Annotated in this window: 16 protein-coding genes; 13 read left to right on the top strand and 3 right to left on the bottom strand. The window is 62.4% G+C overall.

Features of this window, described 5'->3' with window-relative positions; translation table 11 throughout:
• The first annotated feature begins 62 nt into the window (after positions 1-62).
• From CMV30_RS06240 to CMV30_RS06250, 4 genes are all read left to right on the top strand, one after another.
• The gene (locus CMV30_RS06240; RefSeq protein ID WP_096057645.1) at positions 63-806 is read left to right on the top strand and encodes a DUF3826 domain-containing protein; all 744 of its coding nucleotides are present in this window, start codon (positions 63-65) and stop codon (positions 804-806) included.
• A gap of 40 nt (positions 807-846) precedes the next feature.
• A complete protein-coding gene (locus tag CMV30_RS19760) occupies positions 847-1,020 on the top strand; it encodes a hypothetical protein (RefSeq protein WP_175414753.1) in 174 nt (57 codons plus the stop codon).
• A gap of 177 nt (positions 1,021-1,197) precedes the next feature.
• A complete protein-coding gene (locus CMV30_RS06245) occupies positions 1,198-1,698 on the top strand; it encodes a CinA family protein (protein ID WP_096055217.1) in 501 nt (166 codons plus the stop codon).
• Positions 1,699-1,725: 27 nt separating this feature from the next.
• Complete coding sequence (locus CMV30_RS06250; protein WP_096055218.1) at positions 1,726-2,271, top strand: hypothetical protein; 546 nt, start codon at positions 1,726-1,728, stop codon at positions 2,269-2,271.
• On the opposite strand, the gene CMV30_RS06255 is transcribed toward CMV30_RS06250, so the two are convergent.
• The gene (locus tag CMV30_RS06255; protein ID WP_096055219.1) at positions 2,223-2,594 is read right to left on the bottom strand and encodes a metallopeptidase family protein; all 372 of its coding nucleotides are present in this window, start codon (positions 2,592-2,594) and stop codon (positions 2,223-2,225) included. The genes CMV30_RS06250 and CMV30_RS06255 overlap by 49 nt on opposite strands.
• 82 nt (positions 2,595-2,676) lie before the next feature.
• On the opposite strand from CMV30_RS06255, the gene CMV30_RS06260 reads away from it, so the two are divergent.
• The 5 genes from CMV30_RS06260 to CMV30_RS06280 all read left to right on the top strand — a co-directional run bounded on the left by CMV30_RS06260 (position 2,677) and on the right by CMV30_RS06280 (position 7,096).
• Complete coding sequence (locus tag CMV30_RS06260; RefSeq protein WP_096055220.1) at positions 2,677-3,114, top strand: hypothetical protein; 438 nt, start codon at positions 2,677-2,679, stop codon at positions 3,112-3,114.
• 341 nt (positions 3,115-3,455) lie between these two features.
• Positions 3,456-3,848: a hypothetical protein gene (locus tag CMV30_RS06265; protein ID WP_138223168.1), complete on the top strand. Its 393-nt coding sequence runs from the start codon at positions 3,456-3,458 to the stop codon at positions 3,846-3,848.
• A gap of 139 nt (positions 3,849-3,987) precedes the next feature.
• Positions 3,988-5,262, top strand: coding sequence for a BaiN/RdsA family NAD(P)/FAD-dependent oxidoreductase (locus CMV30_RS06270; protein ID WP_096057646.1), 1,275 nt, complete (start codon positions 3,988-3,990; stop codon positions 5,260-5,262).
• A gap of 10 nt (positions 5,263-5,272) precedes the next feature.
• The gene (locus tag CMV30_RS06275) at positions 5,273-6,220 is read left to right on the top strand and encodes an AEC family transporter (protein ID WP_096055222.1); all 948 of its coding nucleotides are present in this window, start codon (positions 5,273-5,275) and stop codon (positions 6,218-6,220) included.
• A gap of 126 nt (positions 6,221-6,346) precedes the next feature.
• A complete protein-coding gene (locus CMV30_RS06280) occupies positions 6,347-7,096 on the top strand; it encodes a TerC family protein (RefSeq protein WP_096055223.1) in 750 nt (249 codons plus the stop codon).
• An 85-nt stretch (positions 7,097-7,181) separates the two neighbouring features.
• On the opposite strand, the gene CMV30_RS06285 is transcribed toward CMV30_RS06280, so the two are convergent.
• Positions 7,182-7,550 carry an energy transducer TonB gene (locus CMV30_RS06285; RefSeq protein WP_096055224.1) on the bottom strand — a complete coding sequence of 123 codons (369 nt, stop codon included), beginning with the start codon at positions 7,548-7,550 and terminating at the stop codon, positions 7,182-7,184.
• Between the two features lie 237 nt (positions 7,551-7,787).
• Here CMV30_RS06285 and CMV30_RS06290 point away from each other — a divergent pair, with 237 nt between their 5' ends.
• Both CMV30_RS06290 and hpf read left to right on the top strand, forming a co-directional pair.
• Complete coding sequence (locus tag CMV30_RS06290) at positions 7,788-10,127, top strand: Tex family protein (RefSeq protein WP_096055225.1); 2,340 nt, start codon at positions 7,788-7,790, stop codon at positions 10,125-10,127.
• A gap of 100 nt (positions 10,128-10,227) precedes the next feature.
• Positions 10,228-10,611 carry a ribosome hibernation-promoting factor, HPF/YfiA family gene (gene hpf / locus CMV30_RS06295; RefSeq protein ID WP_096055226.1) on the top strand — a complete coding sequence of 128 codons (384 nt, stop codon included), beginning with the start codon at positions 10,228-10,230 and terminating at the stop codon, positions 10,609-10,611.
• A 156-nt stretch (positions 10,612-10,767) separates the two neighbouring features.
• Here the strand turns inward: hpf and CMV30_RS06300 are convergent, their stop codons facing one another.
• Positions 10,768-11,037, bottom strand: coding sequence for a hypothetical protein (locus CMV30_RS06300; protein ID WP_245844416.1), 270 nt, complete (start codon positions 11,035-11,037; stop codon positions 10,768-10,770).
• 89 nt (positions 11,038-11,126) lie between these two features.
• On the opposite strand from CMV30_RS06300, the gene lysA reads away from it, so the two are divergent.
• Positions 11,127-12,431: a diaminopimelate decarboxylase gene (gene lysA, locus CMV30_RS06305; RefSeq protein ID WP_096055228.1), complete on the top strand. Its 1,305-nt coding sequence runs from the start codon at positions 11,127-11,129 to the stop codon at positions 12,429-12,431.
• Between the two features lie 239 nt (positions 12,432-12,670).
• Complete coding sequence (panB, locus tag CMV30_RS06310) at positions 12,671-13,447, top strand: 3-methyl-2-oxobutanoate hydroxymethyltransferase (protein ID WP_096055229.1); 777 nt, start codon at positions 12,671-12,673, stop codon at positions 13,445-13,447.
• Positions 13,448-13,468: the final 21 nt, after the last annotated feature.

Here is a 13,468-nt window from a genome sequence, read left to right on the forward strand (position 1 = left end):
ACGAGTAATGCGCTCCCGTGTTTAATCACTCACCCTTCAGCGCCCCTTCCATTCCCCTCACCATGAAACTCTCCCGCCTCTCGCTCGCCTGCCTGACCGCTCTCCTCGCCACAGGCACCGCCAGCTTCGCCCAGCCCCCCGCCGCCACCGCTGCACCTGCCACAACCACCGCGCCCGCCGACGCCAAAACCCGCGCCGACGCCAAGCTCCAGGAAGACTCCGCCAAGTGGGCCGCGAAACTCTCGCTCAACGACGCCGCCAAAGAATCCCGCATCGCCACCCTCATCACCGCCCACCGCATCGCCGTCCGCGACTGGCACAACGACCACCCCGCCTCCACCGTCCCCGAAGGCATCAACCCGCTCACCGGCAAACCGCTCAGCAAACTCGACCGCGAAATCATCGCCGACTCCGCGATGCCCAAATCGGTCAACGAAACCCTTCTCAACGGCCTCCGCGCCGACCTCACCCCCGCGCAGGTAGACGCCATCCTCGACGAGTACACCATCGGCAAAGTCGCCTTCACCCTCAAAGGCTACAAGGCCATCGTCCCCGACCTCACCGCCGAGGAGGAAAAAACCATCACAGACTTCCTGAAGCAGGCCCGCATCGAATCGATCGGCTTCAAAAGCATGACGCAGATCTCCGCCATCTTCGAAATCTACAAAACCAAATCCGAGCAGTACCTGAATTCCAACGGCCGCAGCTGGAAAGCTCTCTACAAAACCTACACCGACGGCGTGAAAGCCCAAAAAGCCGCCGACGCCGCCGCGAAGAAAAATAATCCCCCGAACGGCGCAAAATAACCGCTCCCGTCCGCGCCGGTTTTCGCTACAACCGGCGCGCATGAAAAAGCCTACGCGCGAAGAAGAGCGTCGCATGTGTACGCGCAAACGCCGCTACCGCTCTCAAGCCGACGCCCTCGACGCCGCCCGCCTCGCCGGCGTCGAACGTCAGCGCCAGGCCTACCAGTGCCCGCTCTGCCGCCAGTGGCACCTCTGCTCATCGCACGGTAACTGACGCGTCCCCGCTAAGAGCAGCTCAAATAAAGCTAGGCCGTATTAATGGAGGGACGACCTCCTTGTCTTCCCCGCTCGTCACGCTGCGTGCGTGCCGCCTCATCATCACCCCCCCGCGCCCAACTCCACGCTCGCCCCACCGCCTCTCCCCACAAATCCTCGCGCCATCTTCTCACCGATGAGCCAGCTCAAGGAACTCCTCCTGCGCCCACCCCGCCTCACCCTCGCCGTCGCCGAAAGCCTCACCAGCGGCCGCATCCAATCCCGCATCGGCGCCATCTCCGGCGCCTCTCACTTCTTCCTCGGCGGCATCACCGCCTATAGCCTCGACCAGAAAGTCCGTCACCTCGGCGTGGACCGCGCCTCCGCCGCAGCCGTCAACTGCGTCTCCTCCGAAGTCGCCGCCCAAATGGCCCGCGGCGCCTGCGCCCTCTTCGGCAGCGACCTCGGCCTCGCCACCACCGGCTACGCCGAACCGTCTATCGAGTGGAACATCCCCCATCCCTTCGCCTGGTACGTCCTCGCCCACCGCCGCGCTCCCGACGACATCCTCATCCAAACCTTCCAGATCGACTGCCCCACCCTCGACCGCACCGCCGTCCAGGACCGAGTCGCCGACGCCTCGCTGAGCGCGCTGATCAAATACCTGCACGAGCTCCCTCCTTTGCCTGAAGCCTGAGCCCAACGCTGAACTTCATTTCCATAGATGATCTTGCTCCAGTGCATCGTCATGTTTGCAGCGACCTACTACTTTGCCGCTGTCATCCAGACCCTGCTTCACCGGATTTTCGGGCATCATGATCGCATAAGAGCGGTCTATGAAACTCACGCGAAAGGGCATCACGGTAAATATCCGCCCCAGCGCTTGATCGCCGATGAGTGGCTCGACAGCGAACAACACGTGATGTGGTACTATGCGATTCCGTTCGTTCCAACTGCGGCGGCGATCGCATGGTTCTTCGGCTTGTGGCTTTTCCTGAGCCATGCCTGCGCGATGCTGTTCGTGATCTGGTGGCACATTTACCTCCATAAGCAGTACCACCTGAGAGGCTGCTTCTGGGAGCGCTTCGCCTGGTTTCGAAAGAAGAGAGAACTTCACTTCGTCCATCATCGCGAAGTCCGCAAAAATTACGCGATCGTCGAGTATTGGATCGATATTCTCCTCGGCACACGGAAGGAGCCAGGCGCGACATTCGATTCCCCTCACCCCAACCCCCGCTCCTCCAGCTCCTCCTCGCCCCAGCCGAAATAGTGCCCCAGCTCGTGCAGATAAGTGATCCGCACTTCCTCCCGAAATACCGCCGCATCCCCCTCCGCGAAGTCGTAGATATTCTCCAAAAACAACAACACATGCGCCGGCACCGCATTGTTATCCCCCGTCGCCATCCCATGCGGATCGCCGACAAACATCCCCAGGATGTCCGGCTCGAATTCCTCCCCCAGGATCTCGTCGCTCGGCCAGTCGTGATACGCCACCGGCAGCGCCACCGCCTTCTCCCTCAGTTCAACCGGCAACTTCCGCTGCGTCGCGGTCACGGTTTTCTCGGCTTCGGCGGTGAGCTGGGCAAAGGTCATCTCTTTTTTGGAAACCTGAAGTGAAGTCAGGCGTCTCGGTGTGAGTCCATAGTCCTCCGCAGGAAACCCAAAACATAAAAACATGAACGCTCTCAAACGCTCCCTCTTCACGCTGGCCCTCGTCGCCGGCGTCTCCTCCTCCACTCTCCTCGCCCAGCCGCCCGAAGGCGGCCCCGGCCCCGGTGGTCCCGCCGGCGAACGCCGCGGCCCCGGCATGATGGCCAACGCTGCCGACCGCCTCAAACAACTCTCCGAAGCCCTCGGCCTCACCGAAGAACAAAAGACCCAGATCACCCCCATCCTCACCGAAGAAGTCGCCGCCCTCAAAGCCATCTGGGACGACAAGTCTCTCGACCGTCCCGCCCAACGCGAAAAGATGAAGTCCGTCCGCGAAAGCTTCGCCACCAAGATCGAAGCCATCCTCACGCCCGACCAGAAGGCCAAGTTCGAAAAACTCAAAGCCATGCGCGGCCCCGGCGGTCCCGGCGGCCCCCGCAAAGAACGCGAAGAAAAGAAATAACCCGCGCCTCACCGCGCTCACGGTTTTCCCAACCGCTGCCCGCCTCGTGCGGCAGCGGTTTTTTTGTGTCCGCCTTCCCCCGGGAGCGCCGGCCTCTGGCCGGCATTCCGGCAAACTCCGCACTCCGTCACCGCCGCTCCCTTCTTTGCGCCTTCGCGCCTTTGCGTGAGCCCACTCCGAAGTTCTTCTCCGCCCATTCCGGCAAACCCCGCACTTGCCAACCCACCTCCGCCCACACCATCTCCGTCTCGGCGGACTCCCTGGCGGGAGGCCATGTCAAAAAAATCGCTTCCGATTTTCGTGTCGTCCTACCCAGCGCGCGCCGCCGCAAAACCCAAAACATGAATACCCTCAAACGCCTCACCCTCGCGTTCCTGCTCACCACCGGCCTGTCCAGCACCGCCCTCCTCGCCGACCCCGCGTCAGCCGAGCACACCGACAAAGCCGACAAGAAACCCCGCGTCAGCCGCGTCGAAAAGCTCAACGCCGAGCTCACCCTCACCGAAGACCAAAAGACCCAGATCGCCGCCATCCACAAAGAGGAAAACGCCGCCCTCAAAGTCATCAGCGACGACAAGGCCCTCGATCGCCCCGCCAAGATGGCGAAAAATAAAGAGATCCGCGCCGCCCACGCCGCCAAAATTCGCGCCCTCCTCACCCCTGACCAGCAAACCAAGTTCGACGCCCTCGCCGCCAAGCCCTCCGATAAAGAAAAATCCGACGACAAACACTGAGCCGTCCTCCGATGGAGGCGCGGTGCCCTCACCGCGCTTTCTTCAACTCCGCATCCCCCACCGCCGCCGGCCTCGCGCCCGCGGCGGTTTTTCGTTTTCGACACCCCCGCCTGCCCGCCGCACGGTCGCTGCTGTCTCCATGAAAAAACTTCGCGCAGTCATCGCCGGCGGCGGCGCAGCCGGCTTCTTCGCCGCCATCACCTGCGCCGAGACCAACCCCGACGCCGAAGTCATCCTCTTGGAATCGTCGCCCGCCCTCCTCGCTAAAGTGAAGATCTCCGGCGGAGGCCGCTGCAACGTCACCCACGCCTGCTTCGATCCCCGCGAACTCGTCAAACGCTACCCCCGCGGCAGCCGCGAACTCCTTGGCGCCTTTCACCGCTGGCAACCCCGCGACACCGTCGCCTGGTTCGCCGCCCGCGGCGTCCAACTCAAAACCGAGCCCGACGGCCGCATGTTCCCCACGACCGACGATTCTCAAACCATCATCGACTGCCTCCAACTCGCCGCCAAAAACGCCCGCGTCCAGATCCGCACCCGCACCGCCCTCACCTCCATCACCCGCTCCGCTCCGTCCTCCGATCCCTCAACTCTCAACTCTCAACCCTCAACTCCTCCGTTCCTCCTCACCCTCTCCACCGGCGAAACCCTCCCCTGCGACAAACTCCTCCTCGCCACCGGCGGCCCCAAAATCTCCTCCACACCCGCACTCGCCGTCCAACTCGGCCACACCGTCGAGCCGCCCGTCCCCTCCCTCTTCACCTTCAACATCGCCGACCCACGCCTCGTCGAGCTCGCCGGCCTCTCCGTCGCCGAAACCATCACCGCCATCCGCGACACCAAGCTCCGCGAAACCGGCCCTCTCCTCGTCACCCACTGGGGCGTCTCCGGTCCCGCCATCCTCAAACTCTCCGCCTGGGGCGCCCGCGAACTCCATGCCCGGGACTACCGCTTCACCCTCCTCGTGAACTGGCTCGCCGGGAAAAACGCCGACGCCGCTCGCGCCGATCTCGCAGCCGCCCGCACCGCGTATCCGCGCCGCCAGGTCGCCACCGCCAGCCCCTTCGCCACCATTCCCCAACGCCTCTGGGAACGTCTTGTCATCGCCGCCGGCCTCGCGCCCGACGCCATCTGGACCAGCGTCTCCAACGACAGACTCTCCGCCCTCGCCGCCCAGCTGACCGCCGCCGAGTTCGGCGTCACCGGCAAGAGCACCAACAAAGACGAGTTCGTCACCTGCGGCGGCGTCCGCCTGTCCGAGGTCGATTTCAAAACCATGCAAAGCCGCCTCGTCCCCGGCCTCCACTTCGCCGGCGAAGCCCTCGACATCGACGGCATCACCGGCGGCTTCAATTTCCAAGCCGCCTGGACCACCGGCCACCTCGCCGGTCTCGCGATGGCTGGGCATCCGTAATTTTTTCCCGATGAACTTCTCCTACTGGCAGCTCCTCCTGAGCATCCTGCCCGTCTTCGCCATGCTCGGCGTCGGCATCGGCCTGCGCCGCGCCCGCTGGCTCACCGAAGAAGCCGACGCGAGCCTGCTCAAGATGGTGGTCAACTTCCTCTACCCCTGCCTCATCTTCGAAAACGTCCTCAACAACGAGTCCCTCCGCGAGCCGTCCAACCTCGTCCTCGCTCCGCTCACCGGCTTCGTGCTGATGTCCGCGTGCATCTACCTCGGCCTCTTCGGCGCGAAGCTCCTCGGCCTCAAAAAAGGCACCGGCCTGCGCACCTTCGCGTTCGCCGTCGGCATCAATAATTACGGCTACATCCCGATTCCCCTCATGGAGTCGCTCTTCGGCAAAGACAGCATCGGCCTGCTGCTCGTCCACAACGTCGGCTGCGAAGCCGCCATCTGGACCGTCGGCATCTTCGTCCTCTCCGGCCTCTCCTTCCGCGAGGGCTGGCGCAAACTCATCAACCCGCCCGTCCTCTCGCTCATCGTCGCCGTCACCGGAAACCTGCTACACGTCGGCCCGCACATCCCGCAGGTCTTTCTCACCGTCATCCACCAGTGCGCCGTCTGCGCCATCCCCCTCGGCCTTATCCTGATCGGCGGCGCCCTCGAAAAATACGTGAACACCCCGCGCGAGCTGTTCGAGCCCCGCATCTCCTTCGGCGCCTGCCTGCTCCGCCTCGGCCTTTTCCCGCCGGTCTATCTGCTCGTCGCAAAATTCCTGCCCTGCACCTACGAACTGAAGCGCATCCTCGTCGTCGAAGGCGCCATGCCCACCGGCATTCTCCTCATCGTGATCGCCCAACACTACGGCGGCCACACCCTCACCGCCGTCCGCGTCGTCATCGGCACCACCGTCCTCGGCATCCTCACGATCCCCCTCTGGCTCCGCCTCGGCCTCGCCTGGATTGAGTGACCAGCGGCACTTTCACCGCTCGCGCTCATAAGCGATTCCCCGATGAATCTTCCCGGCGCGTTGTAATCGCCCGCCCATTGACGCCCACGCCCACGCCCGCCTACCTCGCCGCCACTCTCTCTATCTATGGAATGGCTCTCTGATCCCCAAATCTGGATTTCCCTGCTGACGCTCACCGGTCTCGAGATCGTTCTCGGCATCGATAACGTCATTTTCATTTCGATCCTCGCGGGCAAACTCCCGAAGGACCAGCAGCCCAAGGCCCGCAAGCTCGGCCTCACGCTCGCCCTCGTCACCCGCATTCTGCTGCTCTGCAGCATCAGCTGGCTGATGGGACTCACCGCCACGCTTTTCACCATTCCCGTACTGGACGCACCGATTTCAGGCAAAAGCCTGATCCTGCTCGTCGGCGGCCTTTTCCTCGTCGGCAAGAGTGTCGTCGAAATCCACGAGAAGCTCGAAGGTGGCGACGGCCACGCCAACCCCGGTAAAGCCGCATCCTTCACCGCCGTGATCATTCAAATCCTGCTTCTCGACATCGTCTTCTCCCTCGACTCCGTCATCACCGCCGTCGGCATGGCCGAGCACCTCTGGGTCATGATTGTCGCCGTCGTCATCGCCCTCGGCATCATGCTCGTATTCGCCGGAACGATCAGCGACTTCGTGAACAAGCACCCAACGCTCAAGATGCTCGCGTTGAGCTTCCTGATTTTGATCGGCGTGACGCTCGTCGGCGAATCGCTCGGCCAGCACATCCCGAAAGGCTACATCTACTTCTCCATGGCCTTCGCCTTCGCCGTCGAAATGGTGAATCTCCGGCTCCGCTCGAAAACCGACGCCGCCAAACCCGTCGAGCTTCACCAGCCTTATCGCTGATCAATCTCTGCGATTTTTCTGAAAACAAAAAAACCGGCGACCTCATGAGGCGCCGGTTTTTTAATGGGAAGAACTAAACGAAAACTCAGGTTTCCACCGAGAACTTGATCGGAATCACCACGCTGGCTTTGACGGCGACGCCGCCCTTGCTCGCAGGTTTGAACTTCCAGTTCTTGACGGCATTCAGAGCCGCCTGCTCGAACTCAGTGTGACTCGACTTCGAAACCGAGCACTCGGAAACGCCACCGGTCTCGTCGATGACGACGCGAACCGCGACGACACCGGAAACACCCTGGCGCTGCATGTCCGAAGGAAACTGTGGCGGCGGCGTTTTGACCGGAACCGGACGCACATCGAAAGCAGCCTCCTCCGCGGCGGAAACAGTGGCAACAGCCAGCGAGCCTGCGAGCAGGCTCAGCGCTAGAGTTTTGGAGAGGAGTGATTTGATGTTCATATCGTTGGAAAGTGGCTGCTGGTTTTAAAGACCGTCTTGCTTACGTGTCCTCATGAACGGAATCTTTTGCGCGATGTGTAGCCCATTCGTGTGAGTGAGGTTTCTTTGTCCACACCCCGGGAAAACCGCCCCCATTCACCCCGGGGGAACACCCCAGAAAAACGCATTTCACCCCGGCCAACCTTTGCACTTGCCCACCTGTTTTTGCGCGCTGCTATGGCGGCTCCTATTTTCTAAATGGATCTGCCCAATCCCGACCACGTCCTCCGCATCACGCAGGAGCTCAGCCTCAAAGTTCATCAGGTCGCCACGACCGCGCAGCTCCTCAAGGAAGGCGCCACTGTCCCCTTCATCGCGCGCTACCGTAAGGAAGCCACCGGCGAACTCGACGAAGTCGCCATTACCTCGATACGTGACCGACTCGAAGCCCTCGCCGCACTCGACGAACGCCGCGCCGCCATCACCGCCTCGCTGAAAGAGCGCAATATTCTGACCGACGACCTCGCCAAAAAAATCGCCGGCGCCGATACCCTCACCGCTCTCGAAGACATCTACCTCCCCTTCCGCCCCAAGAAGCGCACCCGCGCCACCATCGCGAAGGAAAAAGGTCTCGAGCCGCTCGCCGAAATCATCTGGGCGCAAGATCCCGCGACCGACCTCGCCGCCGCAGTCCAGCCGCACATCGGCCACGAGTACACCGCCGACGACGGCAAGAACGTGAAGTCCAAGATCGCTTCCGCCGACGAAGCCCTCGCCGGTGCCCGCGATATCCTCGCCGAGCGCATCAGCGATGATGCCGCCGCCCGCGCCAAACTCCGCGCGCTCTACCAAAAAGACGCCACCGTCTCCTCGAAGGTCATCGCCGGAAAAGAAACCGAGGGCGCGAAGTTCAAAGACTATTTCGACTGGAGCGAATCCCTCGCCAAAGCCCCGAGCCACCGCGTCCTCGCCATGCGTCGCGGCGAAAAAGAGCTCTTCCTCATGATGCGCGTCACGGTCAACGAGACCGCCGCCCTCGCCGAACTCGAACCCATGTTCGTCAAAGGCAAATCGCCCGCCTCCGACCAGGTCCGCCTCGCCGCTCAGGACAGTTTCAAACGCCTCCTCGCCCCCGCGATGGAAACCGAGATGCGCCTTGAAACCAAAAAGCGCGCCGACGAAACCGCGATCAAGGTCTTCGCCGACAATCTCCGCGAACTCCTCCTCGCCTCGCCTCTCGGCCAGAAAAACGTCCTCGCGATCGACCCCGGTTTCCGCACCGGCTGCAAATGCGTCATCCTCGATCGTCAGGGAAAACTCCTCCACAACGACGTCGTTTATCCCGAGCAGGGCTCGCACAAGTCCGAGGAGGCCAAAGAAAAACTCTCCGGCTTCGTGAAGTTCTTCCAGATCGAGGCCATCGCCATCGGCAACGGCACCGCCGGCCGCGAAACCGAAACCTTCGTCCGCTCGCTCGGCATTCCGTCTTCGATCCCCGTCGTCATGGTCAACGAGTCCGGCGCGTCGATCTACTCCGCCAGTGAAGTCGCCCGCGAAGAATTCCCCGACCACGACCTCACCGTCCGCGGCGCCGTCTCCATCGGGCGCCGCCTCATGGACCCGCTCGCCGAGCTCGTGAAGCTCGACCCGAAATCCATCGGCGTCGGCCAGTACCAGCACGACGTCGATCAAAACGCCCTCAAGCGCTCGCTCGATGACTGCGTCGTCTCCTCCGTGAACGGTGTCGGCGTCGAAGTGAACACCGCCTCGAAACAACTCCTCAGCTACGTCTCCGGCCTCAACACCCGCACCGCCGCCGCGATCATCTCGCGCCGCAACGAAAAAGGCCCGTTCTCCTCCCGCGCCGATCTCCTCGAAGTCTCCGGCCTCGGCCCGAAAGCCTACGAACAAGCCGCCGGCTTCCTCCGCATCCGCGGCGCCGCCAACCCGCTCGACACCTCCGCCGTTCACCCCGAGTCGTACCCGATCGTCGAGAAAATGGCCGCCGATGTCGGCGTCTCCGTCGCCGATCTGATGCGCGACCAGAAGGCCCGCTCGAAGATCAAACTGGAGTCCTACGTCACCGAAAAAGTCGGTCTTCCCACGCTCAACGACATCCTCTCCGAACTCGCCAAACCCGGCCGCGATCCGCGTCAGAAGTTCGAAGCCTTCTCCTTCACCGACGGCGTCAACAAACCTGAGGATCTGAAGCCCGGCATGAAACTCCCCGGCATCGTCACCAACGTGACCGCCTTTGGCGCGTTCGTGGACATCGGCGTCCACCAAGACGGCCTCGTCCACGTCAGCCAGCTTTCCGACAACTTCGTGAAAGATGCCTCCGAAGTCGTGAAGGTTTCCCAAAAAGTCACCGTCACCGTCACCGAGGTCGACCTCGCCCGTAAACGCATAGCTCTCTCGATGAAGAGCCGCCCCGAAATTGGCGCAAAAACCTCCGGCGCTCCCGGCGCAGGCGGCTCACGCACAGGTCCGGGCGGTGGCGGCGGCAATCGCGGCAACTTCAACTCCGCGCCCGCGCCCAAACCGCAGCAATCCCTCGGCGGCGACTGGTTCAACGCCGCGCTCAACAAGAAGCGCTGATCTTTCCACGGGTTAGGTTCGCTTCTTTGGAATTCGCAGCGAGGCTTCCACCGTGCAGCGGCGGAACAACTTCGCCGCTTTCTCAGACCAACCCTACGCGATGCCAAATAACTCCTCCCCATCGGCCGCGGACCGCCTGATTGTCCGCGGGATTCACCTCGAACTCACTGATGCCCTCCGCACCGCCGTCACCGACAAGACGGCCCGGCTGTTCCGCCACGAAGAGCACATCGTCCGCCTCCGCATCGACCTCGAACACGACAAAACCCAGGACGTGAACCACCGCTTCCTGGCCAAAGCCCAGATCGAGATCCGCGGCCCCGACTTGATCGCCTCCGTCGCCAGCGACGACGCCTACAAATGCATCGACCTCGTGGTCGATAAACTCGACGGCCTCCTCCGCAAACGCCACAGCCACCACAAGGAAAAGGTCCACCACCCGCGTGGAGTGGAACTGACCGACGAGATCCCCAAGGTCTCATAAGGTGGAACGCGCACTCCGTGCGCGTTTTCCGTTTCCGAATCTCTCAAAAACAGAAGGGCCGGACTCCTTTTCGAGTCCGGCCCTTCTTGTTTCTAAAATTCGAAATCCGCAGGTCAGCGTGCTCGCACGCGCTCCGAATCTTTCGCTCCGAACCGCTCAGAACATCGTCAGCGCATGAGCGCTTTCGATCACGATCCAGGCCGCGCCGGCAGCGACTCCAGTAGCGAGGAATGCCTTCATCATCTTGCGACGACGCAGACGTGCATCGTAGCGATCCGTACTGCTGAAGGGCATCAGACTACCCGTTTCGCTGATAAAACTGACGAACTGCGCGTTCCGCAGGCGAGTCGTGTGCATACGGCTGTTATCAACCCGGCCCATTTTTATGGCCGGACGGTGAAACAGATTTTTGAGTACACGGATCATTGCGGGGCGTCTGTAACCTAACGGCAAAATAGGTTCGTTTTTTCAACGCGAAATCCGCAGCGTCCGTGGTTTTCACGCATTTTTGTACCATGCATCACTTCTCCTACGTCGGTAACAACCTCCACTGCGAATCCGTCGACCTCGCGACGGTCGCCCAGCTGTATGGGACGCCCACCTACGTCTATTCCGCCGCCACGCTGGCCGATAATTACACGCGCCTCGCGAAGGGCCTCTCCGGCATCGATCTCCAGATCTGCTACGCAATGAAGGCCAACTCCAACTTGGCCATCCTCCGTCACTTCGCGAACCTCGGCGCAGCCTTCGACCTCGTCAGCGGTGGCGAAATCCGCCGCGTGCTCGCCGCCGGTGCCGACGTCAAACGCAGCGTCTTCGCCGGCGTCGGCAAAACCGAGCCCGAGATCAAACTCGCCCTCGAAAACGAGGTCTTCGCCTTCCACGTCGAGAGCGAACCCGAGCTCGCCCGCATCAACCACGTCGCCGGTAAACTTGGCGTAAAGGCGCCCATCGCCATCCGCATCAACCCCGACGTCGACGCCCACACCCACGCCAAGATCACCACCGGCAAGTCCGACAACAAGTTCGGCATCCCGCTCAAATTCGCCGCCGCCGCTTACGAGGCCGCCGCCAAATTCCCGAACATCGCCATCAAGGGCGTGCAGATGCACATCGGCTCCCAGCTCACCGACGTGAATCCCTTCGTCGAAGCCGTTTCCAAGGTCGCGCCCTTCGTCGCCGAGCTGAAGGCCAAGTACGGCATCACATATTTCTCCATCGGTGGCGGCATCGGCATCGTCTACAAGGACGCCCTCGCTTCCGGCCAGCAGTCCTGGTGGGACAACCAGCCCGCCGACAAACGCCCGCTCACGCCCGAAGTCTACGGCGCCGCTCTCCTCCCGCTCCTCAAGCCGCTCGGCCTGAAGATCCTCCTAGAGCCCGGCCGCAACCTCGTCGGCAACGCCGGCGTCCTCCTCTCCCGCGTCGAGTACCTGAAGCGTGGCAACGGCCGCAACTTCCTCATCGTCGACGCCGCCATGAACGACCTCGTGCGCCCCGCGATGTACGAAAGCTACCACGAGATCGTCCCGCTCCACCGCGACACCACCCGTCCCGCGCTCGTCGCCGACATCGTCGGACCGATCTGCGAAAGCGGCGACTGCTTCGCCAAAGAACGCCAGCTCCAGCAAGTCGGCGAAGGCGAGTACATCGCCTTCATGAGCGGTGGCGCTTACGGCTACGCGATGGCCAGCCGCTACAACACCCGCGGCACCGCCGCCGAAGTGCTGGTGAAAGGCTCCACCTTCGAACTCGTGAACGCCCGCGAATCCTTCGAAACGATCATCGCCAACGAAAAAATCCCCGCCTTCCTCAAATAAGCAGTCCTTCGCTTCGATCCATTACACAGAGCGCACGGAGAACTCACAAAGGCTGGAGAGACCAAAACGACTACTACATCTCTCCGCCATTGGCGTCTCTGTGACCTTCGTTCCCTTCCGTAGAAATCCGAATCCAAATCGCAGCTATCACGGCATGCACTCCGCACACCTGCACGCCTCTCCCTCTCTGTGCCACCTCCGTGCCCTCTGTGTAACCTCCGAAACTCCGATTCCGATATTTGAAAACCACCGTCCACACGCTCCGTAAGCTCAAAGGCCAGCGGCCCATCGTCGCCGTCACCGCTTACGACGCCATCATCGCGCGCTTCGCCAGCGACGCCGGTGTGGACATCGTTCTCGTCGGCGACTCCGTCGGCAACGTCCTCCTCGGCTTCGACACCACCGTGCCGGTCACGCTCGACATGATCTGCCACCACACGGCCGCCGTCGCCCGTGCGAAACCCAACGCCCTCATCGCCGCCGACGTCCCCTTCGGCGAAGCCCACTACGATTTCGAAAAAGTCCTCCGCGCCTGCCAGCGCCTCCTGCAGGAAGCCGGCGCCGAAGCCGTGAAAATCGAAGGCGGCGCCTCCATGGCTCCGACCATCGCCCGCCTCGTCGAAGCCGGCGTCCCCGTCTGGGCTCACATCGGACTTCAGCCGCAACAAATCCACGCTCTCGGCCGCTACAAAAAATTCGGCACCAACTCCGCCGAAGCCGACTCGCTCCTCGCCGACGCCGTCGCCCTCGAAAAAGCCGGTGCCTTCGCCCTCCTCATCGAACTGACCGACGCCGCCGTCGCCCAAAAAATCTCCGCCGCCGTTAAAATCCCCGTGATCGGCATCGGCGCCGGCCCCAACTGCGACGGCCAGATCCTCGTCTACACCGACCTCCTCGGCCTCACGCCGGGTTACGTCCCCGCCTTCGCCAAACAATTCGCCGACGCCGGCGCCCAAATGAAAGCCGGCTTCACCGCCTACACCGAAGCCGTCAGAGCGCGGAAATTTCCCGAGTAGCCGTTACCCCATATCTCCAGC

The sequence above is a fragment of the Nibricoccus aquaticus genome (genome assembly GCF_002310495.1).
GTDB lineage: Bacteria > Verrucomicrobiota > Verrucomicrobiia > Opitutales > Opitutaceae > Nibricoccus > Nibricoccus aquaticus.

Excerpts from the sequence above, each read along its gene's own strand:
- CMV30_RS06260 (WP_096055220.1), top strand. The coding sequence starts at position 2,677 with ATGAACGCTCTCAAACGCTCCCTCTTCACGCTGGCCCTCGTCGCCGGC.
- CMV30_RS06300 (WP_245844416.1), bottom strand. The coding sequence starts at position 11,037 with ATGATCCGTGTACTCAAAAATCTGTTTCACCGTCCGGCCATAAAAATG.
- CMV30_RS06250 (WP_096055218.1), top strand. The coding sequence starts at position 1,726 with ATGATCTTGCTCCAGTGCATCGTCATGTTTGCAGCGACCTACTACTTT.
- CMV30_RS06285 (WP_096055224.1), bottom strand. The coding sequence starts at position 7,550 with ATGAACATCAAATCACTCCTCTCCAAAACTCTAGCGCTGAGCCTGCTC.
- lysA (WP_096055228.1), top strand. The coding sequence starts at position 11,127 with ATGCATCACTTCTCCTACGTCGGTAACAACCTCCACTGCGAATCCGTC.
- CMV30_RS06280 (WP_096055223.1), top strand. The coding sequence starts at position 6,347 with ATGGAATGGCTCTCTGATCCCCAAATCTGGATTTCCCTGCTGACGCTC.
- CMV30_RS06290 (WP_096055225.1), top strand. The coding sequence starts at position 7,788 with ATGGATCTGCCCAATCCCGACCACGTCCTCCGCATCACGCAGGAGCTC.
- hpf (WP_096055226.1), top strand. The coding sequence starts at position 10,228 with ATGCCAAATAACTCCTCCCCATCGGCCGCGGACCGCCTGATTGTCCGC.
- CMV30_RS06255 (WP_096055219.1), bottom strand. The coding sequence starts at position 2,594 with ATGACCTTTGCCCAGCTCACCGCCGAAGCCGAGAAAACCGTGACCGCG.
- CMV30_RS19760 (WP_175414753.1), top strand. The coding sequence starts at position 847 with ATGAAAAAGCCTACGCGCGAAGAAGAGCGTCGCATGTGTACGCGCAAA.
- CMV30_RS06245 (WP_096055217.1), top strand. The coding sequence starts at position 1,198 with ATGAGCCAGCTCAAGGAACTCCTCCTGCGCCCACCCCGCCTCACCCTC.
- CMV30_RS06265 (WP_138223168.1), top strand. The coding sequence starts at position 3,456 with ATGAATACCCTCAAACGCCTCACCCTCGCGTTCCTGCTCACCACCGGC.
- CMV30_RS06270 (WP_096057646.1), top strand. The coding sequence starts at position 3,988 with ATGAAAAAACTTCGCGCAGTCATCGCCGGCGGCGGCGCAGCCGGCTTC.
- CMV30_RS06240 (WP_096057645.1), top strand. The coding sequence starts at position 63 with ATGAAACTCTCCCGCCTCTCGCTCGCCTGCCTGACCGCTCTCCTCGCC.
- CMV30_RS06275 (WP_096055222.1), top strand. The coding sequence starts at position 5,273 with ATGAACTTCTCCTACTGGCAGCTCCTCCTGAGCATCCTGCCCGTCTTC.